The 21,775-nt window shown below is 51.2% G+C and carries 19 protein-coding genes and 1 other annotated feature; of the genes, 1 reads left to right on the forward strand and 18 read right to left on the reverse strand.

Annotated elements, in window-relative coordinates; translation table 11 throughout:
- Positions 1–730: 730 nt before the first annotated feature.
- The 15 genes from ileS to Psch_RS14035 form a co-directional block, all read right to left on the reverse strand.
- The gene (ileS, locus tag Psch_RS13965; RefSeq protein WP_190258518.1) at positions 731–3,520 is read right to left on the reverse strand and encodes an isoleucine--tRNA ligase; all 2,790 of its coding nucleotides are present in this window, start codon (positions 3,518–3,520) and stop codon (positions 731–733) included.
- Between the two features lie 69 nt (positions 3,521–3,589).
- Positions 3,590–3,831 (reverse strand) — a binding site (T-box leader).
- A 372-nt stretch (positions 3,832–4,203) separates the two neighbouring features.
- A complete protein-coding gene (locus tag Psch_RS13970; protein WP_190258519.1) occupies positions 4,204–4,488 on the reverse strand; it encodes a DUF167 domain-containing protein in 285 nt (94 codons plus the stop codon).
- Position 4,489: 1 nt separating this feature from the next.
- Entirely contained in the window at positions 4,490–5,332 is an 843-nt protein-coding gene (locus tag Psch_RS13975; RefSeq protein ID WP_190258520.1) for a DUF2889 domain-containing protein, read from the reverse strand.
- Positions 5,333–5,369: 37 nt separating this feature from the next.
- The gene (locus tag Psch_RS13980) at positions 5,370–5,993 is read right to left on the reverse strand and encodes an NUDIX hydrolase (RefSeq protein ID WP_190258521.1); all 624 of its coding nucleotides are present in this window, start codon (positions 5,991–5,993) and stop codon (positions 5,370–5,372) included.
- A gap of 106 nt (positions 5,994–6,099) precedes the next feature.
- Entirely contained in the window at positions 6,100–6,648 is a 549-nt protein-coding gene (locus Psch_RS13985) for a DivIVA domain-containing protein (protein ID WP_190258522.1), read from the reverse strand.
- Positions 6,649–6,956: 308 nt separating this feature from the next.
- Positions 6,957–7,793, reverse strand: coding sequence for a YlmH family RNA-binding protein (locus Psch_RS13990; RefSeq protein WP_243124119.1), 837 nt, complete (start codon positions 7,791–7,793; stop codon positions 6,957–6,959).
- The gene (locus Psch_RS13995; protein WP_134216576.1) at positions 7,742–8,005 is read right to left on the reverse strand and encodes a YggT family protein; all 264 of its coding nucleotides are present in this window, start codon (positions 8,003–8,005) and stop codon (positions 7,742–7,744) included. The genes Psch_RS13990 and Psch_RS13995 overlap by 52 nt, the downstream gene beginning before the upstream one ends.
- Before the next feature lie 12 nt (positions 8,006–8,017).
- On the reverse strand, positions 8,018–8,848 hold the full coding sequence (gene proC / locus Psch_RS14000) for a pyrroline-5-carboxylate reductase (protein ID WP_190258524.1): 831 nt from the start codon (positions 8,846–8,848) through the stop codon (positions 8,018–8,020).
- A 21-nt stretch (positions 8,849–8,869) separates the two neighbouring features.
- Positions 8,870–9,295: a cell division protein SepF gene (locus Psch_RS14005; RefSeq protein ID WP_190258858.1), complete on the reverse strand. Its 426-nt coding sequence runs from the start codon at positions 9,293–9,295 to the stop codon at positions 8,870–8,872.
- Between the two features lie 71 nt (positions 9,296–9,366).
- Positions 9,367–10,053 (reverse strand): YggS family pyridoxal phosphate-dependent enzyme, encoded by a 687-nt coding sequence (locus Psch_RS14010; protein WP_190258525.1) that lies wholly within the window; start codon positions 10,051–10,053, stop codon positions 9,367–9,369.
- 62 nt (positions 10,054–10,115) lie between these two features.
- Entirely contained in the window at positions 10,116–11,075 is a 960-nt protein-coding gene (locus tag Psch_RS14015) for a biotin/lipoyl attachment domain-containing protein (RefSeq protein ID WP_190258526.1), read from the reverse strand.
- Positions 11,076–11,242: 167 nt separating this feature from the next.
- Entirely contained in the window at positions 11,243–12,637 is a 1,395-nt protein-coding gene (gene pnpS / locus Psch_RS14020; protein WP_190258527.1) for a two-component system histidine kinase PnpS, read from the reverse strand.
- The gene (locus Psch_RS14025) at positions 12,631–13,347 is read right to left on the reverse strand and encodes a response regulator (RefSeq protein ID WP_134216581.1); all 717 of its coding nucleotides are present in this window, start codon (positions 13,345–13,347) and stop codon (positions 12,631–12,633) included. The genes pnpS and Psch_RS14025 overlap by 7 nt, the downstream gene beginning before the upstream one ends.
- Before the next feature lie 29 nt (positions 13,348–13,376).
- Positions 13,377–14,186 carry a peptidoglycan editing factor PgeF gene (pgeF, locus tag Psch_RS14030; protein WP_243124120.1) on the reverse strand — a complete coding sequence of 270 codons (810 nt, stop codon included), beginning with the start codon at positions 14,184–14,186 and terminating at the stop codon, positions 13,377–13,379.
- A gap of 25 nt (positions 14,187–14,211) precedes the next feature.
- Entirely contained in the window at positions 14,212–15,768 is a 1,557-nt protein-coding gene (locus Psch_RS14035) for an MBL fold metallo-hydrolase RNA specificity domain-containing protein (protein WP_190258528.1), read from the reverse strand.
- Positions 15,769–15,955: 187 nt separating this feature from the next.
- On the opposite strand from Psch_RS14035, the gene Psch_RS14040 reads away from it, so the two are divergent.
- On the forward strand, positions 15,956–16,180 hold the full coding sequence (locus Psch_RS14040) for an FmdB family zinc ribbon protein (RefSeq protein ID WP_134216583.1): 225 nt from the start codon (positions 15,956–15,958) through the stop codon (positions 16,178–16,180).
- A 100-nt stretch (positions 16,181–16,280) separates the two neighbouring features.
- On the opposite strand, the gene Psch_RS14045 is transcribed toward Psch_RS14040, so the two are convergent.
- From Psch_RS14045 to nrdD, 3 genes are all read right to left on the reverse strand, one after another.
- Positions 16,281–17,396, reverse strand: a complete 1,116-nt coding sequence (locus Psch_RS14045; RefSeq protein ID WP_190258529.1) for a DUF7974 family protein — start codon at positions 17,394–17,396, stop codon at positions 16,281–16,283.
- Positions 17,397–17,727: 331 nt separating this feature from the next.
- A complete protein-coding gene (nrdG, locus tag Psch_RS14050) occupies positions 17,728–18,234 on the reverse strand; it encodes an anaerobic ribonucleoside-triphosphate reductase activating protein (RefSeq protein WP_190258530.1) in 507 nt (168 codons plus the stop codon).
- A 96-nt stretch (positions 18,235–18,330) separates the two neighbouring features.
- Positions 18,331–21,756: an anaerobic ribonucleoside-triphosphate reductase gene (gene nrdD, locus Psch_RS14055; RefSeq protein WP_190258531.1), complete on the reverse strand. Its 3,426-nt coding sequence runs from the start codon at positions 21,754–21,756 to the stop codon at positions 18,331–18,333.
- Between the last annotated feature and the right edge of the window lie 19 nt (positions 21,757–21,775).

A 21,775-nucleotide genomic window follows, 5' to 3' on the forward strand; every position in this document is an offset into this window, starting at 1 on the left:
TTCCTGCCGCTTGGCGCAAATAACCCAATTCTGGGCTTAAATAACCAAACTTGGGTTAGAAGTGAATGAAACGGATGATTGCCATGCAAAAAACATTGGCGGTTTTGCTACATCAATCTTTCTACGCAAAAATAAAAAATTGCAGCTGATTCACTCAGACAATTCATTGCCACGTACAATTTTTTGTTTCGATAATAATTAAATCCTTTATGGGCATGATACTATAATGGCCGAGCCAAGAGCGTTACAGGGTCAAACGGCTCTGTAGGCCAAAGGTCGGTATCGGGTCATAATGGTTCGATATCGGCCGGAGGGAAGATCGGTGGATGTTCCGGCAGGTTCTGCAGCAGTCCAAAACGATTGCTGCAGGGTCGTAAGGGATATTCATCGGTCGAGCTAAGATTACCATGGGTGTCGGCATGCTTTTACTTCGGTACAGCAAGAGGTTTACAGCAGTCGAAAGATTGCTGTGGGCTTCCTAGGCATGCATGGTAGTCGAGCAAAGGTCATTACGGGTTCCGTAATGGTCTATGGCAGTCGAAAGATTGTCATGGGCTATGCAGGGATGCGTAGTGGCTGTAGCGTAGGTCATTGCGGGCTCTTAACATAGAAACCTTCCTCTTAGTGAGGAAGGTTTCTTGTTTCCAAAACATAAAGCCTTAGTTGCCTTACCGTATCTTCAACAAAAAAATTGCATCATAATTTATTTTCATGGTTTTTTTTAATATGATTATTCCTGTTTTTTAATAACGCCCGCACACCTCGGGCAGATGGCCGGGTGTTCCGGATCAAGCCCTACTTCTTCGTGATACATCCAGCAGCGTTCGCACTTTTGGCCCGAAGCGGGTTTCACCACAACAGACAAATCCGGCATCGTATCAATGGCGCGGGCTCCCGCCGGGGCTTCAGCCATGGGCTTGAGAGCTGCTTGCGACACGATGAAAATTGCGGCCAGGTCATCCGCGGCGGGTTTCAGGAAATCATACAATTGGGGTCCGGCGTATAGTTCCACAGCAGCCTCCAGAGAGTTGCCAATCACCTTCTCCCGCCTCGCCTCCTCCAAAGCTCTGGTAATTTCACCGCGCACGGCCAGGAGGCGCTCCCACTTTTGTTCCAGTTCCTCGTCAAGATATTCATCTACAACCTGCGGCATTCCGGCCAGTTGTACGCTGATTGCCTTTCCTTTGTCCCCCGGCACGTAGCGCCAGATTTCCTCAGAGGTAAAGGCAAGCACGGGGGTTAGCAGCCGGACCAGCGCCTGCAGGACTTCGTTGAGAACTGTCTGGGCGGCTCTGCGCTCTGTTGAGCCGGCCGGCATGGTGTAGAGGCGATCCTTGATGATATCCAGGTAAAGCGCGCTCATGTCGATAGCACAGAAGGTGTGGACGGCGTGGTAAACGACGTGGTACTCAAAGTCCTGATAGCCCCCGGTAACCCTCTTCACCAGGTTCTGCAGCTTGGACAGCGCCCAACGGTCGATTTCGGGCAGTTGAGCATAGTCCACCTTGTGTACGGCCGGATCGAAATCATGGAGGTTGCCGAGCAGGAAGCGGCAGGTGTTTCTTATTTTGCGGTAGGCCTCGGTCATTTGCTTCATAATGCTGGGGGAAGCCGCCAGATCCCCCCGGTAATCCGCTGAACTGACCCACAGGCGCAGGATATCGGCGCCCAGTTGTTTAATAACCTTGGCCGGATCAACCACGTTGCCCAGTGATTTGGACATCTTGCGGCCCTTCTCATCTACAACAAACCCGTGTGTCAGGACCGCCCGGTAGGGAGCCTGCCCGGTGACGGCCACCGAGGTGGAAAGGGAAGAATTAAACCAACCCCGGTGCTGGTCGCTGCCCTCAAGGTAAAGGTCTGCCGGGCGCTGCAGGTCGGGCCACACCTGCGGTTCATCCAGCACACCGAAGTGACTGGTGCCGGAGTCAAACCAGACATCCATGATGTCGGTTTCCTTGGTAAAGCCGTCACAGCCGCAATGAGCGCATTTCATCCCCGGCGGCAGCAATTCTGAAGCTTCCCGGGCAAACCAGACGTCGGAACCATGTTCCCGGAAAAGTCCCTGCAGGTGGCTGATCGTCTGGTCGTTGATCAATTCCTTGCCGCAGTCCCGGCAGTAAAAGATCGGAATTGGCACACCCCAGCTGCGCTGGCGTGAAATGCACCAGTCGCCCCGGTTGGCCACCATGTTATAAATCCGCTCCTCCCCCCAGCCCGGGATCCAGCGCACCGTCCGGATGGCGTCCAGAGTGGCCTGACGAAACCCGTCAATGGAGGCGAACCACTGTTCCGTGGCCCTGAAGAAAACAGGCTTCTTGCAGCGCCAGCAGTGAGGATACTGGTGCTGGATGGTAGAATGCTCCATAAGATGGCCGCGGTTTTCCAGTTCCTCAATGACGGACTTATTGGCGTCCAGATAAAATTCTCCGGCAAAGATGCCGCCTTCCTCCGTAAAGCGTCCTTTGGCGTCAACCGGTGAGAGGACGGGCAGACCGTACTTCTTGCCCACTATAAAGTCTTCCATGCCGTGGCCAGGGGCGGTATGCACACAACCGGTGCCCTGGTCGAGGGTTACATGGTCGCCCAGGATTACCAGGGAAGCCCGGTCGACAAACGGGTGTTTACACACTATTTGCTCCAGCTCCGTACCCCTGAATGTTTTTATGGTTTCAACGTCATCAAGGCCAACCGTCTTAACAAAACTCTCCATCAATTCGGAGGCAACCAGATATTTTTCACTGCCTGCCCTGAATAACACATATTCAAAATCAGGGTGGAGAGTGATAGCCAGGTTGGCCGGCAAGGTCCAGGGGGTGGTGGTCCAGATTACCACGAAGGTGCTGTCTTCAGGAAGTACCCCCTTGCCGTCCTGCACCGGGAACCTCACAAAAATCGAAGCAGACTGTTTGTCGGCATACTCCACTTCGGCTTCAGCCAGAGCGGTTTCGCAAGAGGCGCACCAGTATACCGGTTTGAGTCCCTTGTAAATGTAACCTTTCTTGGCCATATCGCCAAAAACACCGATCTGGCGGGCCTCATAATGGGGCATCAAGGTCAGATAAGGATTGTCCCAATCCCCCCGTACCCCCAGCCGTTTGAATTCCTCTTTCTGAATATCGACATACTTCAGAGCGAACTCCTTGCACTTGCCGCGAAACTCTACCGGGTGGATATTATTGCGGTTAAGCCCAAAGGCCTTGATGGCCTGTTGTTCGATGGGGAGGCCGTGCGTATCCCATCCCGGCACATAGGGTGCGTTAAAGCCCGACATGGAATGGAACTTGACTATGATATCCTTCAATATTTTATTTAAAACATGACCAAGGTGAATGTGGCCATTCGCGTAGGGCGGCCCGTCGTGCAGGATGTACTTGGGACAATCACGTTGTTGTTCCTGTACCAGCCGGTAGATGTCAATATCTTCCCAGAATTTTAAGATCTCCGGTTCTCTTTCGGGCAGGTTGCCCCGCATCGGAAAATCTGTTTTAGGCAGGTTTAAAGTCTTACTGTAGTCCATCTTTTTAATACCCCTCCAAAATTTAAACATATATGAACTTGACTATTATGAACGAATAAATCCCGCCCCCAAAGGGACGGGATTATAACCCGTGGTACCACCCTAAATGCCGGCCCGCCAGTTATTAGCTGCTAAGGCCTGCCACTCCAGTCGCCCGGTAACGGTGGCGATCCGGCCTGGCTTAATCCCCCGCAGGGTTTCAGCCGGCGCCTCACGGGTGATTTTTAACGTTTATCCGTACCCGGTTCCCACCATACCCGGGTTCTCTTTACCGGAATTACACGCCTACTCGTCCCGCTCACAGGCAGCTATCGAGCCTTAACAGACAATATTATATAGAAAAGGCCCTGGTGCGTCAACTTGCCAAGTGAATTTCCCCAACCAACAGAAAATTAGTTGCCCAACCTTAGTAAAATATACTGCATTTTGTTTCACTTATCACAAAAATTGTTCTCGAAAAGGCTTGACTTGCGGGCTTGGGGTTTTCCGGAGCGAGCGGAGCACTTGGGTGCGTTCCGTAGCGCGTGCGTTGCTTGCAGTAAAGCTTAAATAGCGCGTAGCTGCCGGATGGCTGTCTGCAGATGCGGTAGATATGACGCTCTAGTTGCACAAATGTAGAATTGCGAAGCGAGCGGAGGATAACCCCAAGACCACTACCCCAAAGGCTTTTCGAGAACCAGTTTTCAAGGTAGGCGTTTTTGGACTTCTGACACACTGACTCCTTTAATCTTGACAACTTTATTGCGTCCGGTCAGACCGGACAGGATTTCTACCTGGCCGCGGCCGACCGACAGGAGGTCGGCCAGGAAGGCGCGGCACGCCTCATTAGCTTCCCCATCCACCGGAGGCGCCGTCAGCCGTACCCTGAGAGCGTCTTCGAAAATTCCCGCCACCTGGTTTTTGGATGCCCGAGGCTGGACCCTTACCTTGAAGGACACGCCGTCCTTTTCTTCTTTTAGCGGCAGCACCTTATACAACTCCTCCTTTACGGATATTTGCCAGCGTATAGGCGACTGCTTTACGCAGTTCCTCAGCCAGGTCCGCCAGGTGTTCACAACCCTGTGGCCCGCCGACTATTTCAGACAACTGTTTCTTGGCGCATTCTGTAAGGACCAGACCTTTCAATCTACCGGGGAGCAAAGCACACTCAAAACACACCTGATCCGGCGCCCTGAGAAAGCTGCCGGAGCATTCTTCAACCCGGCCGGCAAGGTCCAGGCGGCTCAACAGGCCCAGCTCGTGGTAGGAGTCGCTAAAGCCGCTATGAACGATGAGACCGTCCGCCAAAAGGTAAACAGCGCAGTTTTTGGAGCGGTTGAAAAGGTTTAAACCGTGCTGCAGCCCGTCCACATACTCGTTCCACCAGCGTGTAACACGATGGAGGTTGCTTTGATAACGGCAGGTGTCAACCTGAAACTTCCGCCAGTGTTCACAATAGGATTTCAGGGTGGGGAATCCTCTCTCCCGGAAGAGAAAAGTTTCCGACTGGATAATACCCTTGACGCATTCGGCAAGCAACTCCCGGGCCAGCCCGCCGGCATGTTCTCCAACCTCTCTGCGGAGGTCACGACCTACATTAAAATAAGCAGTTGTTCCTTTCAGGCCGGGCGCCTCTTGACTGCCGTTAAAAATCCCTGCGGGCGAGCGAAATACTTCCCAGCGGGCATCTTTAATTTCAAAAGAAGTCTGGTCTGCCTTAAGCCTGCCGGTTGCTTCCAGCTCTGTCCCCAGGACAGACGCCTCCGCCAGCAATTCACCGGAATGAATCCGTTTCACCGAACAAAACCAGCTTTTCTGGTAGATCAATTTCATATGATAAAACCCCTTGTTGGTCCACTTTTTTTAAAGCCTACACCCCCGGGCGGCAGAGGGTGATAAAATTATTCAGGATCCGGGCCGTCACGCCCCAGATAAAATATTCACCGTATTCGTAAAAGTAAACGGGGAAAGACCACTGTTTCGACCAATTCTCTTTCTCTTTATAGCTTTCGGGCACCTTGTGGAATGGAAAATCAGCGGGGTAGCGGGTCGCTACTTCAACCGTGCTTGCCATGGGCGGAGAGATAAAATGTTCCAGCGGAGCTAAAAAAGTACCTGCAACCTCATTGGGGTTGGGATTGATTATATCCAGGTCCTCAATCAGCCCTAAAAAAGGATAGATCAGCGTGCCGGGCGGGGTAATCTGGTAGTCCAGGGGGCCAATCAAAACCACCTGGTCCCGGCGAATACCCAGTTCTTCAACAGCCTCGCGGATAGCCGTCTCCTGCGGCCGTGCCATTTCTTCCGGCTCGACTTTACCACCCGGAAAACAAATCTCACCCGGCTGCCTGTTGAGATTTTCAGACCTGACCTCAAAAAGGACATGCGGTATCCCCTCTTTTTTCACTATGGGCACCAGAACAGCCGATACCAGACACTCACTTTCATTGTGTATTCTCGGTCGCCTACCGGCTATCCTCCTGATAAGTTCCAATTTAATCCTCCTTAAATGCGTGTTCAAAAAGCCTCCATGCCAGGAGGCTTTTTGAGCCTAAAACTATCAAATTAAAAAAGGGAATAGAACAGTACACCATACTCATTCAGGCAGTTTCTTCCCTGTGTTCATCCCCGGCGGGGATACTATCTTCCTCGCCATCCAGATATTTCATTTGAGCTTCCAAAAAAGCGCGGAATTTCATTCTGAATACCTGGGCATCCCGTTCCATCCGGTGGTACTCTTCATAGATAAGCTTTGCTTTTTCTTCCGCGTCTTTGATCATGCCGGCGGCTTTCAGGTCTGCCTCCTGAATTAGCGCCGCCGCTTCCTGTTCCGCCTCACGGGTTATCTGCTCCGCCTCAATCCTGGCCTGGTCCAGACGCAACGAGGTTTCCTTTTCGGCATTCTGTCTCAGCTCATCGGCGCTCTTTTGGGCCATGATCATGGTGTTTTTAAGCACCTCTTCGATTTCACGGTAGCGGGCCGTGCTTTGCTCCGCCAGGACCAGCTTTTCTTTCAGGGTCTGGTTCTCCCGGAACAGCGCCTCATAGTCCTGGATAACCTGATCCAGAAAGGCGTCGACCTCTTCTTCCCGGTACCCGCGCATAGCCTTGCGAAACTCTTTTTTTTGAATATCGAGCGGTGTAATCAATGCCTCTTCACCTCAGGTTGGCTTAACTTTTTATTGGAGCGTGGTTGCCCACGGCCGCCGGCGGCGCCACATATGATGAAAATACCAGCCGGTGCAGGCGCCATTTCAATCGCACACGGCGCGCCGGCGCCGGACTTGTGTGGCTAATGAAACATTTTGCGAATGAATTCGCACCTACATTTTTTGGGATTCGCTCTGTGGGCTGAACAGCTGTACAGTTATGTTCAGAGTTATTCCACACGCCGCTATCGAGGCGCCACGTATACGGTTGAAATGTTTTTCGTGTCTAAAGTACCAAAGGCCTTTGATTAAACAAGCCTGTGCAGGAGGACCCCTGTCCTGCCGCTTTTGAGCGGACCCTTGACAGATTCAACAATTACCCGGCCTTTACCACGCGCGGAAAGCACGTCACCCTCTTTTACAAGTGCGGCAGGATCCGGGCATACGCGCCAGTTAATACTTAGCCGCTCTGCTTCAATTTCCCGCGCCATCTTGGAGCGGGATGTTCCAAAACCAGCTGCCGCCACTGCATCCAGGCGCAATGAGGAAACAGTAGCTTTGATTTCCCGGTATTTGACTGCCGGAGGCTGACAATCATCCTGTCCCAGCTCGGACACCAACACTCCGTTCTGACCCACTTTGTGCAGGTTGGTCAGGATATATGGGACCACTTCCCCGGCCACCACCACGTTGGCGTTATCCCCGGTCATGATGATGTCCCCAAACTTTTCCCTTTTCAGCCCGAGTCCCAGGAGGGCTCCCTGAAAATCCCGGTGTGTGGCCCTGCAGTGTTTAAAATTGCCTTTGATCACAATAAAACCTAAATTAAACTCTTCCGGCAGCGGGGTAACGCCATTGAGGCAGATGGCCACCCTCTTCCGTTCGGCGCCCGGGTAACCACCATCAGCCGCAGCCACCAGTTCTAAACGCTGAACTACAGATATGATAAGGCCCGTCCGGTACGGGTCCAAGAAATCAGTAACCTGGGTGCGGCCGCTTTTGAGCACTGTTTCGGCCTGGTCCAGTGTCCTGGCCAGGATAGCCCGCTCCTCCCCGTTAGAAGCGTGGGCCAGGAGTTTTTCCCGATCCGGTTTCATAACAAGGCTATTAAAATTTTGTTCACGAGGTTCCAAAGGAGGTGCCATACAAAAAAGGCCACGATGGGGGAGAAGTCCACAGCCCCAAAGGGTGGGATGAAACGCTTAAAAACATTCAGGTAGGGTTCGGTTACCTCATAAATAAACCGGATGAGAGGTTGATACGGGTTATGGCGAACCCAGGAAAGCAGGATGCGAATAATTAACAGGTACATATATACCTGAAAGGCCACATTAACAGCCGTAATAATAATCCCCATGTCCACCTCACACTAAGTTTTGCTATTTTTTCCGGGAGCCAATTGGCTGGAGCGCAAGGCCGCTTCAGCCACCGCTTTCATCAGAACGGAACGCAGCGCCCCCTCCTCAAGCGCATAAAGTCCGGCAATGGTCGTCCCGCCCGGTGTCGTGACCATGTCCTTCAGTTTGGCCGGATGCTCGCCGGTTTCCAAAACCATTTTGGCCGACCCCAGCATGGTCTGGGCGGTTAAAACCCTGGCGACATCCCTGGAGAGTCCCAGCCGCACCGCACCATCAATAAACCCTTCCATAATCAGGTACATATAAGCCGGTGCGCTGCCGCTTAAGCCTGTTACACAGTCCATCATCGACTCATCAACTACCACCGCCTGACCGGAAGCCTTTAAAATTGCCAGCGCCTTATCCATATTTGGCTGCGAACAGAACTTGCCGGGGGATAACGCGCTGGCGCCTTCACCTACCAGACAGGGGGTATTTGGCATCACCCGCACCACCGGAACGGGAGTCTTGAAAAAGCCTTCAATAAAATCTGTGGATATACCCGCCACAACCGAAACGACAGTTAGTTCGGGGCGAGCTGCGGGAGCTATCTCCTCCAATAAACCGGATATTGCCTGTGGCTTGACAGCCAGGACTACAATATCGGCCGCGCTGACAACAGAGCTATTATCCGCTGTTTTAATTCCAAACTTTTGTTCCAGGTATTCCTGCCTGGCGGCACTGATGTCGCTGGCATAGACAGAGGCGGGCTCCACCAGGCCTGAACGCAAAAGGCCGGCAATTAAAGCCTCAGCCATAGCGCCCCCGCCTAAAAAGCCTATTTTTTGATCTCGCAAAGGCACGGTACTACCTCCTTACGCAGTTTATGAACGCACCCAGGAAAAAATTCCTTTTTCACGGTTGCTCTCTTTTAACTCATTGGCGATATCCATATTGGCGGGCACAAAGAGGAAAACACCGTTACCCACTTTTTGCTGGCTGCCGCTTAAAGCATAGGTGGCCCCCATGACAAAGTCAACCACCCGCCGCGCCAGTTCGGCGTCGGCCTGTTCCAGGTTCAGGATGACCGGACGCCTGTTCTTCAAGTTGTCAGTAATTTCTTTGACCTCTTCAAAAGACCGGGGCTCAACCACAACTACCCTTACCTGACGCTGAGCGTGCTGCAGGCTGACCACAGTACTCTTTTCTCTATCTCCTCTATCCCTTTTTCTCTGCCAACCCGGTTCCTCCTGGACTTCCTCGCGATTCTGTTTCTCCTCCTGGTCTATGTCTTCATCCTCAAAGCCCATGAAGCCAAGTACTTTATCTACAAGTTTGACGGCCACTGTCTTCCCTCCCGTAAATAATTTAATGTAATAGTTTAAACATCCCGCTCACCAAAAACAGCCGTTCCGATGCGCAGGATATTGGCCCCTTCCTCAACTGCTACCTCCCAGTCTCCAGACATGCCCATGGAAAGGTAGTCCATCTTTGAGCCTGGCGCCCTGTCTTCAACCTTTCGTGCTATATCCTTCAACTGCCTGAATACCGGACGGACCTCTTCCGGGTTTGCCGACCAGGGCGCGATAGTCATCAGCCCCTCCACGGAAAGTCCGGCCAGTCCCGCGGCAGAAGCGACAAAATCCACGGTTTCCGATGGGGCGAGGCCGTACTTGGATTTTTCTCCTGCCACGTTTACCTGCACCAGCACTTTGGCGACTTGGCCCCTCTTAATGGCCGCCTGGTGGAGTTCCTCGGCCAGCTCCCAACGGTCCAGGGAATGGATTAGATGTACTTTGCCGATTATTTTATTTACTTTATTGGTCTGCAGGTGACCGATAAAATGCCATTCAACCCCTGGCGGCAATTGCTGGTACTTGTTCAGGAACTCCTGAACCCTGTTTTCTCCCAGCCGGTTAACGCCACAGTCCAGTGCTTCCTTGATTTTCTCAACCGGAACAGTCTTTGTTACAGCCACCAGCTTAATCTCGCCGGGATTGCGGCCGGCTCGCATGGCTGCCGCAACAATACGCTCCTGCAACCTTCTTAGATTCTTTACAACATCCAAATGAACTAACTCCTTGGTTTTTAGATCAGCCCCCTGCAGGTCCGGCCTTTTGAACAGGGCGCCTATTCGACCCAGTGTTCCTCCCTGGCCAGCAAGGGGTTATTTACATAACGGCTGTCTTCGGTCAATCCCGGCCCGGATACAGCCAGCATACCTTCCAGTTCACCTTCAATGGTGACCGGTTTCCAGTAGGCCTTCTGTTTGATAGAGAGGAAAATACCGGGCTGCTCTCCCCGAAAAACGATCGCCCTCTGTGGAACAAGAAAGCCTTTAAGAGTACGGGCGGTGATATTTAACCGTATTGTACGTTGATGCAGCAACTGATCCGGGTAAGCCGGCAACATGAAGTATCCCGCCCACATGTCACCTTTGTCCGTCACTTTGAGTGATTTGACCGAGAGAGCTAAACCTTCCCAGTTAGCCTCCCACCAGGTGGGCTTGTCTATCTTCAAGTCCGGAAAATACGACTTGGGCGTCTCCGCATAGATATACACCGGGCTCAGGTTATCGATAATCTTTAAGACCGGCTGTCCCTTCTCAACCCGGACTCCCTCAGAAGTGGCTTTGTCATCTATTTTTTCAAATTTTGGAATACCTAATACGTCTATACTGTCGGGAGAGAGGATCTGCTCCAATCCGTCCAGGTGCGTGCAGCAAATACCTGCAACAGGTGTTGCGATATCATAGGTTTCTCCACCAACCTCCTGCTGCACCGCTAAGACCTGGGCAGCTTTGGCGCCGGCTTCCAGCCGGTCTCCATCGGCAGCGGCAAGATGCAGCTTCCCCCCCACCGGGGCCCGGAGCACAATTTCGTTTTTAAGCAATATTCCTTCCAGGGCAACGACCTGGGCTACCTCCTGCCTGGTCAGAAACTGAACATTTGAGACCTTTGCGACAAACCGTCCCCAGAAGACAAAACCCAATACCAGGAGCAACACGAGTAAGCCGGCGCCCCTGCGAAATATAGCCGTCCGTCGCCTCCTCCGCTTAGCAGACTTCGGGTCAGACATATCTCTTTTCATAGGCGTGTATTTTACCTTCAAATGGAAAGTTTATTCGACGGTAGAAAGGCAATTCCTGCGTAAAAAAGCGCCGGATTAGCGCTTTTTTAAAATTAACGGCAATAAATACTTCACGCTGGACAATAATCCCTGAAGTTTTATCCGGGAAATAAGAAAATATATAAAGGCTACTCACTATGGTTGGGTATGGCTAAAGGCAGTACAAATGAAAAAGTGCTGCCAACGCCCAAATTACTCTCGACCTGTACTGTTCCATGATGGGCGTCAATGATGTGTTTCACTATGGAGAGACCGAGACCTGTGCCTCCATGTTCACGGGACCTGGCCTTGTCGACCCGGTAAAAACGCTCAAAAACACGGTGCAAACTTTCCTGTGGGATTCCGATACCATTGTCCTGCACGTCCACTTTTAATTCATGCGCCCCGGCAGAAGCTCTGATGTGGATTTCACCACCGGACTGGGTATAGCTAATCGAGTTGTCGATAAGGTTAATCAGGACCTGGCACATCATATCCGCATCGCCTTCAAAGACCGGAATGGTTTCAGAAGCTTCAACATCAATGGTAATTTCTTTTTCTATGGCCCTTGGTTTCAGAATGGTAACGGCCCTGTCAATCAAGTTACTGATGTTCAGAGTCTGCCAGTTGGGGATGGTCTTCTTGTCCTCTATTTTAGAAAGGTTTAAAAGTTCGTCAATCAGCCTGGACAGCCGCTCCGTTTCAGTATTGATAATTTCCAGAAACGGCCTGGCTACTTTGGGGTCTTCCACGGCTCCATCCAGCAGGGTTTCAGCAAATCCCCGGATAGATGTAAGGGGGGTCCTGAGCTCATGAGAGACGTTGGCGACAAAATCGCTGCGCATCTCCTCAACTCTTTTGCGTTCCGTAATATCTTTTAAAACAGCCACCAACCCTCCCTGCTCGGCCCCGCCATTTTTGAGGGGGGTTACGTTAACATAAAATATGAAAGGATCCGGGGTCTGAATTTCCACCAGTTTATCTATCGGCTGGCCGGTTTCAAGAGCATGATTGATCATTTTCTCCAATTCGTTGTTGCGGATAATCCGGAGTATATTTTTACCCCTGCTGGCCTCCTGGGTTATCCCGAAAAGTTTTTCCACCACCGGATTAACCAGGATTACGCGTCCCCAGGGATCCATGGCTATCACCCCATCGGCCATACTGGCTAGGATCGCCTGGATCCTGTTTTTTTCAGCGATTATATCGTCAATGTTTGTTTTCAACTGCCTGGCCATATAATTGATGGAGCGCGCCAGGTCACCGATTTCATCCTGTGCAAAGATTCTGATTTCTTGCTCCAGGTTGCCTCTGGCCATATCCTGGGCAATACTGGCCATTTCCTCCAGAGGGCTGATTAACCTTGCATACATGATCAGAGCCAAAACGGTAGAAAACAAAAAGGCCACGAGGACCGCGCTCCAAAGGTTGAGCCGGTTGGCTGAAGTAAGCAGGGCCAGGGCGAAAAAAACCAGCAGCAGAATAAAATAGCTGGCTATCGGACTCCAGCCCAGGCGCCAGAGCGCGCCCAACCTGTTTAACATATGGCGCCCTCCTTAAACCGGTACCCAACCCCGCGGACCGTCTCAATAATGTGATCCCCCTGCGGGAGCTGTTCGAGTTTTTGCCTGATATGACGGATATGGACGTCAACTGTACGCGAGTCACCCGCGTAGTCGTACCCCCAGACCTGCTCTAAAAGCTGGTCCCGGGAAAAAACTTTGCCCGGGTAGCGGGCCAGGAAACGGATTAATTCAAATTCCTTCAAGGTAAATTCTTGTTTTACACCGTCGATGTAAACGGCAAAACGCTCCTCATCGATGAGCATCCTCCCGTAATCCATCCGTCCCGCTGTCTGGACTTCCCCGGTTTTGCCCTCCCCCCGGGGACTCCGGCGCAGCCGGGCCTTGACCCGCGCTACCAGTTCCCTCGGACTGAAAGGTTTGGTAATGTAGTCATCGGCGCCCATCTCCAAACCCAACACCCGGTCCAGTTCGTCAGCTTTGGCGCTCAGCATAACAATGGGGATATCCTTGGTGAGGGGGTCCCGGTGCAGTTCCCGGCAGACTTCGAGACCGTCCATTTCAGGCAGCATGATATCAAGGAGGATTAAATCCGGGGTTTCGCTGCGGGCCAGTCCCAGGGCGCTCATACCGTCGAGAGATGTTAAAACCTGATAGCCTTCCCTTTCCAGGTTAAAGCGGACCAGTTCCAGTATATTTTTCTCGTCGTCCACAACCAGTATCTTGGACATACCCCATCTCCTTTCTAACAATAGTTTGATTATTTGAGCATAAGCAAGGCCGCCATCCGGCCGGTAGTACCATTTTGAGCACGGTAGGAGAAGAAGGTTTCGGGATGGCAGCAGGTACAAATGGAAGCTGTTTCGATATTTGCAGGCAATAGCCCTGCCTCCAAAAGTGTCCTGCGGTTGGCCTCCCACAGGTTCAGGCGCCACCTGCCCGGTGAGAGTGCCTCAATAAAATCAGAAAAACAGGGAAACTCCTGCCGCAAAGGGACGATCACCCGATCATCCACCTCATAACAGCAGGGACCGATGGAAGGGCCGATCCCGGCCAGGCACTTCGCCGGGTCTGTGCCAAAAGCCTGCCTCATCCTGTTTACTGTCTTCTTACCGATTTTTAGAACTGTTCCCTTCCATCCCGCATGGGCCAGAGCCACAACTTTGCGGACCGGATCAAGCAGGAAAATGGGTACACAGTCGGCATAGTAGCTTGACAGCGGCGCCTCCCGGGTACCGGTCACCAGAGCATCGGTGTCCGGCAGGGCATCCGCGTAGGAAAGAGCTCCTTTGCCCATGTCCTTGCCATCAACAACTGCAACGTTGTCCCCGTGCACCTGCTTTCCAGCTACCAGGGCGCCCGGGTTTATAGCCAGAGCTTTACAGGCGTTTAAACGGTTGGCCCTAACGTTTTCCGGATCATCACCGACGTGAAAAGCTGTGTTTAGTGAACCATACGGGTCACTGCCGACACCGCCGTTACGGGTGGTAAACCCGTGTACAACCAGGCCGGCAGCCTCAAAATGACGAAAGACAAAAAACTGCATATTGTTTCGAAAGGTGAGCGGCAATACCTTTGACCCCTTTTCCTGTGGGCTATTTTCTTGCATTTTCTTCGACAAATTGCTGGAGCTCCGCAATCCGGCGCAGGAGTTCATCCTTGCGCGATTCTTCAATACCTGCCGCCAGAGCTGTTTTAATTTTTTCGTCCAGGGCGAAGATAGCCGTGTGAACCGGGTCAAGAGCGGCCTTCATATAGCTGCCCGGAAGCAGTTCCAAAACCTGCCGCCATTCCGGTACGGTCACCTTCAAACCTTCCGCCCGCAACAGGCCGGCCAGGGTGTTGGTAGACTCCGGCTCACCATGCGCCAATAGGACTTCCCCCGGTGGCACGCTAAATTTCTTGACCCAGGCGATCAGTCCGGCCTGATCGGCATGGGCTGAATAACTATCTATAAATCTGATATCGGCTTTCACAGCTATATCATCTCCAAAAATACGCACCTTTTTCTCCCCGTCCACAATTTGCCGGCCCAAGGTGCCTTCCGCCTGGTAGCCCACAAAAAGCACCGTGCTTTCCGGGCGCCAGAGATTATACTTGAGATGGTGTCTGATCCGGCCGGCATCGCACATACCGCTCGCGGAAATGATTATAGCCCTGCTAATATTATTCAGGCTTTTGGACTCCTCTGCGGTCTGGGTGAATTTAATGCCGGGAAACTGGAAAGGGCTGCCGCCCCTGTTGATCAAATCGGATGTCTCTTGATCGTAGTACTCCGGATGGTTTTGGAATATCCCGGTGGCAGCCGCAGCCAGAGGGCTGTCAATATATACGGGCATGGGAGGGATCTTATTTTGTTCAATCAACAAGCTTAAATGATACAAAAGGTCCTGGGTACGCTCTACCGCGAAGGCAGGTATAATCAAGTTGCCGCCTTTTTGATAAGTATCCTGGATAGCCTCGCGAAGTAGTTCTATTTCATCCTGCAGCTCATGATGCAGGCGGTTTCCGTAAGTTGATTCCATAATCAGGTAGTCGGCTGTGTCAATGGTGGAAGGGTCTTTAACAATGGGCTGCGCATTGTTACCGATATCACCGGAAAAAACCAACTTGATCTCCTTGCCGTTCTCCTGAACCCAAAGTTCGATCATGGACGAACCCAAAATATGACCGGCATCCACGAAGCGCGCCCGTATATCCGGCGCAACCTGGATACTCTCTTTATACCCGACACCCTGCAGGTTTGAAAGGCTTTGATAGGCCTCGTTGACAGTGTAAATGGGCTCCAGCAGCGGACGGCCGGCACGGCGGTTTTTGCGGTTTTTTCGCTCAACTTCCATCTCCTGGATATGGCCGGAGTCGGGCAAAAGCACCTTCATGAGCTCAACAGTAGGGTAAGTGGCGTATACCCTGCCTTGAAAGCCATATTTCACCAGTTTGGGAAATAGGCCGCAATGGTCGATATGGGCATGGGTAATCAGGACAGCGTCTATATTACGAGGCGGTACCAGGAAGCTTCCGTAGTTGCGTTCCCTGATATCTTTAGTGCCCTGGAACAAGCCGCAATCAACCAGTATGCTTGACTGTGCGGTTTCCAAGTGAAAACATGAGCCGGTTACCGTACCTGCCGCCCCAAGAAATCGCAGTTTCATCAGTTATCCTCCGTGGTTTAGATTAATTTCGTTTAACCTAAAAATATTCCCCTCCTGCATGCAAAAACCCTCTTTTTATCGACAAAAAGTCTAGAGCGCTCTTGACACAGGGATTAGCCGGGCTTAATCTAAAAGTGTCGTTTCGCAACTCTCAAGTAAGGTAAGACCCACAGGAGGGATGTCTGAAATGCCTATCTATGAGTTCAGGTGCGGCAATTGCGGCAGCCGCATGGAAAAAATGTGCCCGATTGGGGAAAGCGGGGGAAACCTGAAGTGCCCCCAATGCGAAAAGCTTGGTCTCACCCGCGTAATGTCTTCCTTTTTCGCTGCTGGAGCAGGCGGTGGAAGGAGCTCGAGCTCAAAATGCGGCTCTTGCAGCTCGGGCAACTGCAGCTCTTGCGGTCATTCGTAATAACAGTAAAGGAGGCAGAATGTCTGTCTCCTTTCGCTCATACCATTAGAGTAAACTTACACTCCGCCAACATGCTACCAATTAGATTCCTTAAATTCCTCTAAAAACGGCAGCGGAGTTCCACATCATCAATCAGTACCGTATTTGTGTTATTACCAGACGGCTCAAAACTAAACCTGACCTCGGCAACCCTGGCTCCCGCCGGGACGCGTCCGGTGGAGATGCTGTAGCGCTGGTACCGGTCATTCGGAATATTCTCCTGCGAGTACCTGGGTTCAGTCCTGCCTACAAAAGTGCCGGCCCGGTCATAATAAAAAATTTCTACCAACAGGACAAACCTGCCGGCGCCAATACCCCTGATATGTTCCGCAGCCCGCCAAATTAGGTCGTATAATCTGCCTGCCTCGATATCCACTCTCTGGGCCAGAACAGCTCTCTCTCCGCTGGCCGCGCCCATCTCCACAGCGTAGTTGCCGGAAAGGGAGCGGGTGCTGCGGCTAAGGTTGCTGCCGGTCCAACCGGTAGGCGGTGATTGCGGGTTAGGCCATCTTTCAAAACTGGGGTTTACCAGGATATTGACGTCAGGACAAGGCGTAGCCGTGGGAGTCGGTGTTGGAGTCGGCGCTACCCCCCGGATTCTAATCCTGGTAGATACCGCCTGGCCAGCCAGGCCTGTTGCCACATTCCTACCCTCGATGGTGTAGCTCCCGGGAGCAACCTGCCGTCCGCGGGTGTTCCTCTGGTTCCATGTAGCCCGAAACACCTGGCTTTCACCCGGCGCCAGTCTAACCGTGGCCGTCGCCTGGGCAAAACTCCGGCCGTCAGACCATCTCCAGACCAGCTCTGTCCCTCGTCTTACTACAAATTCAAACCGTTGCGTGGTCCTGTAGCGGAGCACAATGGTCCTATTCGTTATATTTCTCTTGGTAAGGGTGATTCTTACTGATTCACCCTGCCCATATGTCCTCCTGTCGGTTGATAAGGTATAAAGAAGCCCTCCTATACTCCTGGATTCGTTTGCGCTACCCTCCTCCTGGGTTATGCCTTCTCCCTCACCATTATCCCCAACATCGGGGATGGTAAGAACCTGGCCAATACTAATCACGTCGGGGTTGGCAAGATTATTAGCCTGTACTATTCTTTCTACGGTGGTACCATAGCGCTGAGCGATCAGGAACAATGTGTCGCCTGTCTGCACCGTGTAGCTTATAGCCATTCATTTCACTCCTTCCTAATACATATAGAAACATTTTTTTTATTCTATTGCTGTATAAAGAAAAAGGTTACTCGAATAGTAATAATCAGGTGTAGTGTAATGTATTAGGAAGAGAGCGGATAAACCATGACATAATAACCATATATATCCATATAGAATGATATTATTGGCTATTTATGGGTCTATTGCGATGAAACCACAAAGAACACTGGCTGATTCATACTCTTTAAGGTATTTAGATAAATTCTTGGAACATACACAACTTTAGGTCTCCTGCATGAAATTGAACAGCGGGTACAGTCATTTTAGACGTACCCGCTTAAAATTCATTTCAAGAAAAATAAGCTTTTACCGGCCTGCCCGCCTGGAGAGATTGGGGCACGTCCAGTATCCTCTGGTTACTCGATCCACGGAAGGGAAGTTCCAGATCCTTTTCCGCCAGGATAAAAGGACCGTCCACCAGGTAGTCTGAGCTAAGGAGCAGTTCTTTTACATCCTTCTTCTTCTGCGACATTGCCAGCAGGTCTTCCCAGGTGTACCCTGAGTAAGTGACCACATCCAGTCCCAGCTTTTTAACCTCCCGCGCCAGCCAGGCCAGCGGCGCCGGCTGGAGAAATGGTTCCCCGCCCGTGATGGTAATCCCCTTGAGCATCCTGGCGGCCTTAACCTGTTCCAGCAACTCCTCCGCCCTGACGGCGGTACCGCCTGCCGGATCCCAGGTATGTGGATTGTGGCAGCCGGGGCAAGCGTGCCTGCAGCCCTGCGCAAAGACTACAAAACGGTAGCCCGGCCCGTCCACCACACTTTCGCTAATTATCCCCGCTATCCTTAATTCCATTATTCATCACATCTCTTTAAAAAGCTAATCTTATCTTTGACCCCTTAGAAATGCAGTATATCCTACGCCCAACGCCTTACGCCCTACGACCTGTCCTCATCTATGTGTGACGCGGTCCTTAAGTTCGGCTAACTTACTGTCATTGAAGCGATCAGTAGTGCTTAGATAACCGGTGATGCGGCGCACCCGCCGGATGTTGGCCGAACCGCAGCGTGGACAGTTGTCCTCATTAAATACCCCGGTAAGGTTGCAGCCGACGCAGAAATCCACCGGGTAGTTGATGCCCCCGTAACCCATGTCGTGATCATGCATGTGCCTGATAATGGTCTCAACGGCCTCCAGGTTGTGCACAGGTGGCGAAGGCATCTCCACGTAGCTGATGTGCCCGGCATTGCAGTATTTATGGTACGGAGCCTCCAGAAGGATCTTATCGAAACTGGACACCGGAAAATCGACCGGCACGTGGAAAGAATTGGTATAGTATTCCTTGTTGGTGACACCGGGAATCAACCCAAATTCCTTGCGGTCCAAATTCACAAAGCGCCCGGACAGTCCCTCAGCCGGAGTGGCCAGCAGGGTATAGTTGAGGTCGAACTCCGCCGCGGCCTCGTCTATTTTTTGGCGCATGAAAGCTACTATTTCCAGGCCCAGAGCCTGCGACTCCTCGCTCTGACCGTGGTGGCGCCCGGTAAGAGCGGTGAGGGCTTCGGCCAGGCCGATGAAACCTAAGGAAAGTGTACCGTGTTTGATGGCCTCTTCAATAGGATCGTCGGGTTTTAGCCCTTCCGATTCCAGGTATAGCTTCTGTCCCATGATAAAGGGCATATCCTTGACTTTCAGCTTGCACTGCACACCGTAACGGTGATATAACTGGCGGACGGTAAGGCCCATTATGGCTGAAAGCCTGCGGTAGAAATCGGAGAGATCCCGCTCGGCCATAATCGCCACACGCGGCAGGTTAATCGTGGTAAAGGACAGGTTGCCCCTGCCGTCGGTCACCGCAGGCCCCCGCCGGTTGGCCATCACCCTGGTGCGGCAGCCCATATAGCTGACCTGGTCGCCGTACTCCCTGTTAAAAGAGGAATCCATAAAACTGAAGGTGGGATTCAGCCGCCTGCCGGCCACCTTGAGAGCCAGCTTGAACAGGTCGTAGTTGGGATCGCCGGGATTATAATTTATTCCATCTTTTACCCTGAAGATGATATTGGGGAAGATGGGGTTCTCACCGTGACCAAGACCGGCCTCGTACGCCAGCAGAAGGTTCTTCACTACCCGCCGGGCAGGTTCGGAGGTCTCGGTACCGACGTTCAGGCTTGAAAAGGGCACTTGCGCGCCGGCCCTGCTGTGCATAGAATTTAGGTTATGAATTAAAGCCTCCATGGCCTGATAGGTTTCTGAGTCCGATGCTTCCTGAACAAAAGGAGCAATGTCACGATCAAAGAATGCATACGACTGGCCACCGTGCATGTCGTTCTGGGAGCTCTGCAGGATGATGGCCGCAAGCGCTGTAGCCGTTGACGGCCTCTTGGGTGGCCGGATATAGCCGTGTCCGGTGTTGAATCCTTCCGACAACAGCTTGAAGAGGGGGATTTGCAGGCAGTTGTGAACAACGTAGTCATTAACGGTAAACCAGTGCTCCGCAGTTTCGAGGTCAAATACGTAGCGATCATAACCTGTTGCCTCATCTACTGCTACCACATCCTGCGGACATAAATTCCTTCCTGGAACTGAAAAAGCATAATCCTTCGTCTTAGAATTATCCTTAAGCGATTGAACTTTATCAAAGAAATTTTGTAGACTAACAGTTTCAAGGATATTTAGGGTATAACTATCATAATTCCTAGTAGTGACAACGTTTCCGTTGACAACTAAACCCGTTCCCTTGGTCTCCCGGTGGTATAAGGTAGTTTCCACTCCAATGCTTTGAAGCAGCAATGATAACTTGCTAGCAAGCTGTTCCGATACTGTACTATATGCAATTCTATTTTTACCATAATGTCCGTCACCGTCAAAAAGGCCCTGTAGAAAATGAGCTTTTAGCTGTGTAGAAGCATTAATAACAAAATTGGGTATATCAATATTAAATTCATTTGTCTTTGCTCCTAACACATACCGAAACAGGGCTGTATAAACCGAACCATTCAACAACCTGCCTTTTTGTTTATCTCTAAACTTGCTTGTATATAAAACTGTTGTATGATCATTAAAGACACTATTAACACAATGTTCAATATCAGCCTGTATATCAGGGTTCTGATTAACTATAGCTATTGATCTGTTTGATGTTGCTATATTAATATGTCCCTCGGAAAGAATATACCCTAACAGCCTCATCAATTCAGGTGTAATAGGCAGGAAAGCCGGTAAACTCTTGGTTCCTTTTGTGGTAGTAACCGTTAGCTGCTGCTTGACTTCATACGGAATATAATAAGTTTCAGCGAGTTTGGCGTACTCATCTCCGCTTAAGAAATTGCCACCTTTAGAGCTTTGTTTGGTTCCAATGGTCAGCTTGAATTTGAAATCATCATACTTATAACGTAACCAGTGAATCAATTTCTGTGCATTTCTAATTGTTATACCATAGGGAATTTCCTTTCGTTTTGAAACAAATAAATCTAAGACAGGTATTTCTGAAGACGCTTCGAACTCCCGGGCGCCATTAAGCAACTGGTCTCCCTTTTTGATATCTTTGACCTGAACTAATATTTCTTTTCCAACTCTTATAACAGGGACCTTATGCTCACCAGTTAAATGCAACGGCAGTCCCTTCCTGGTTTTAATCCTATATAAATTCTCTCCCTCACGTAATTTTCTACGCATAACACTATTAATCTTGGTCCAGCCGGCTCGGCCTAGTATTTGGTAACCATCTAGATTTAATACCTCTGCTCCCTCGATCACATTAACGTTTGCATCCAACTTATCAATTAAGCAATTGAAAAAATCAAATTTTACTCTTTTAACTTCACCTTGGCTGTCGCGTATCAGTGTATACTCAAAATCGGGCACACAAGTCAATGTCTTTCCGTAGAAGTCGAGGTCGTGGATGTGCAGGTCTCCGCGCTGGTGGGCCAGAGACATCTCTTCGGGGATAAGCCTGGTCAGGTAATACCTCTTGCTGGCAGCGCTGGCTATCTGAAGCATCTTGGCCGAGGGAGAATTGCTGATGTTGGCGTTTTCCCGGTTGGTTTCCTCAAGGATCTCCTCCACCGCGTCCATTAATTCGCCCTTGGCGTCCCGCATGCGCGTCCGCCTGTCGCGGTGAAGTATGTAGGCCTTGGCGGTGCGGGCATGTCCCGCTTCAATAAGCACCTTTTCTACAAGGTCCTGGACGTCCTCCACCCCGAAGAGGTTGCCGTTATACTGCTTCTTCAAGAGCTTCAGCACCTCTATGGTAAGCTCCATGGCAGTCTGGCGATCCTCTCCGCCTACGGCCCTGGCAGCTTTAAAGATAGCGTCGGTTATTTTAGATTCGTCAAATGGAACTATCCGTCCGTCCCTCTTCTGGATGGTCTTAAACATGAATCCTGGTCCCCTTTCA

Origin of the sequence: Pelotomaculum schinkii (assembly GCF_004369205.1) — a bacterium.
Classification (GTDB): Bacteria; Bacillota; Desulfotomaculia; order Desulfotomaculales; family Pelotomaculaceae; genus Pelotomaculum_C; species Pelotomaculum_C schinkii.

Excerpts from the sequence above, each read along its gene's own strand:
- Psch_RS13975 (WP_190258520.1), bottom strand. The coding sequence starts at position 5,332 with ATGAAATTGATCTACCAGAAAAGCTGGTTTTGTTCGGTGAAACGGATT.
- Psch_RS13995 (WP_134216576.1), bottom strand. The coding sequence starts at position 8,005 with ATGGGGATTATTATTACGGCTGTTAATGTGGCCTTTCAGGTATATATG.
- Psch_RS14045 (WP_190258529.1), bottom strand. The coding sequence starts at position 17,396 with ATGGCTATAAGCTACACGGTGCAGACAGGCGACACATTGTTCCTGATC.
- Psch_RS14005 (WP_190258858.1), bottom strand. The coding sequence starts at position 9,295 with ATGGGCTTTGAGGATGAAGACATAGACCAGGAGGAGAAACAGAATCGC.
- Psch_RS14040 (WP_134216583.1), top strand. The coding sequence starts at position 15,956 with ATGCCTATCTATGAGTTCAGGTGCGGCAATTGCGGCAGCCGCATGGAA.
- nrdD (WP_190258531.1), bottom strand. The coding sequence starts at position 21,756 with ATGTTTAAGACCATCCAGAAGAGGGACGGACGGATAGTTCCATTTGAC.
- nrdG (WP_190258530.1), bottom strand. The coding sequence starts at position 18,234 with ATGGAATTAAGGATAGCGGGGATAATTAGCGAAAGTGTGGTGGACGGG.
- Psch_RS13990 (WP_243124119.1), bottom strand. The coding sequence starts at position 7,793 with ATGGCACCTCCTTTGGAACCTCGTGAACAAAATTTTAATAGCCTTGTT.
- ileS (WP_190258518.1), bottom strand. The coding sequence starts at position 3,520 with ATGGACTACAGTAAGACTTTAAACCTGCCTAAAACAGATTTTCCGATG.
- Psch_RS14015 (WP_190258526.1), bottom strand. The coding sequence starts at position 11,075 with ATGAAAAGAGATATGTCTGACCCGAAGTCTGCTAAGCGGAGGAGGCGA.
- Psch_RS14025 (WP_134216581.1), bottom strand. The coding sequence starts at position 13,347 with ATGTCCAAGATACTGGTTGTGGACGACGAGAAAAATATACTGGAACTG.
- Psch_RS14035 (WP_190258528.1), bottom strand. The coding sequence starts at position 15,768 with ATGAAACTGCGATTTCTTGGGGCGGCAGGTACGGTAACCGGCTCATGT.
- pnpS (WP_190258527.1), bottom strand. The coding sequence starts at position 12,637 with ATGTTAAACAGGTTGGGCGCGCTCTGGCGCCTGGGCTGGAGTCCGATA.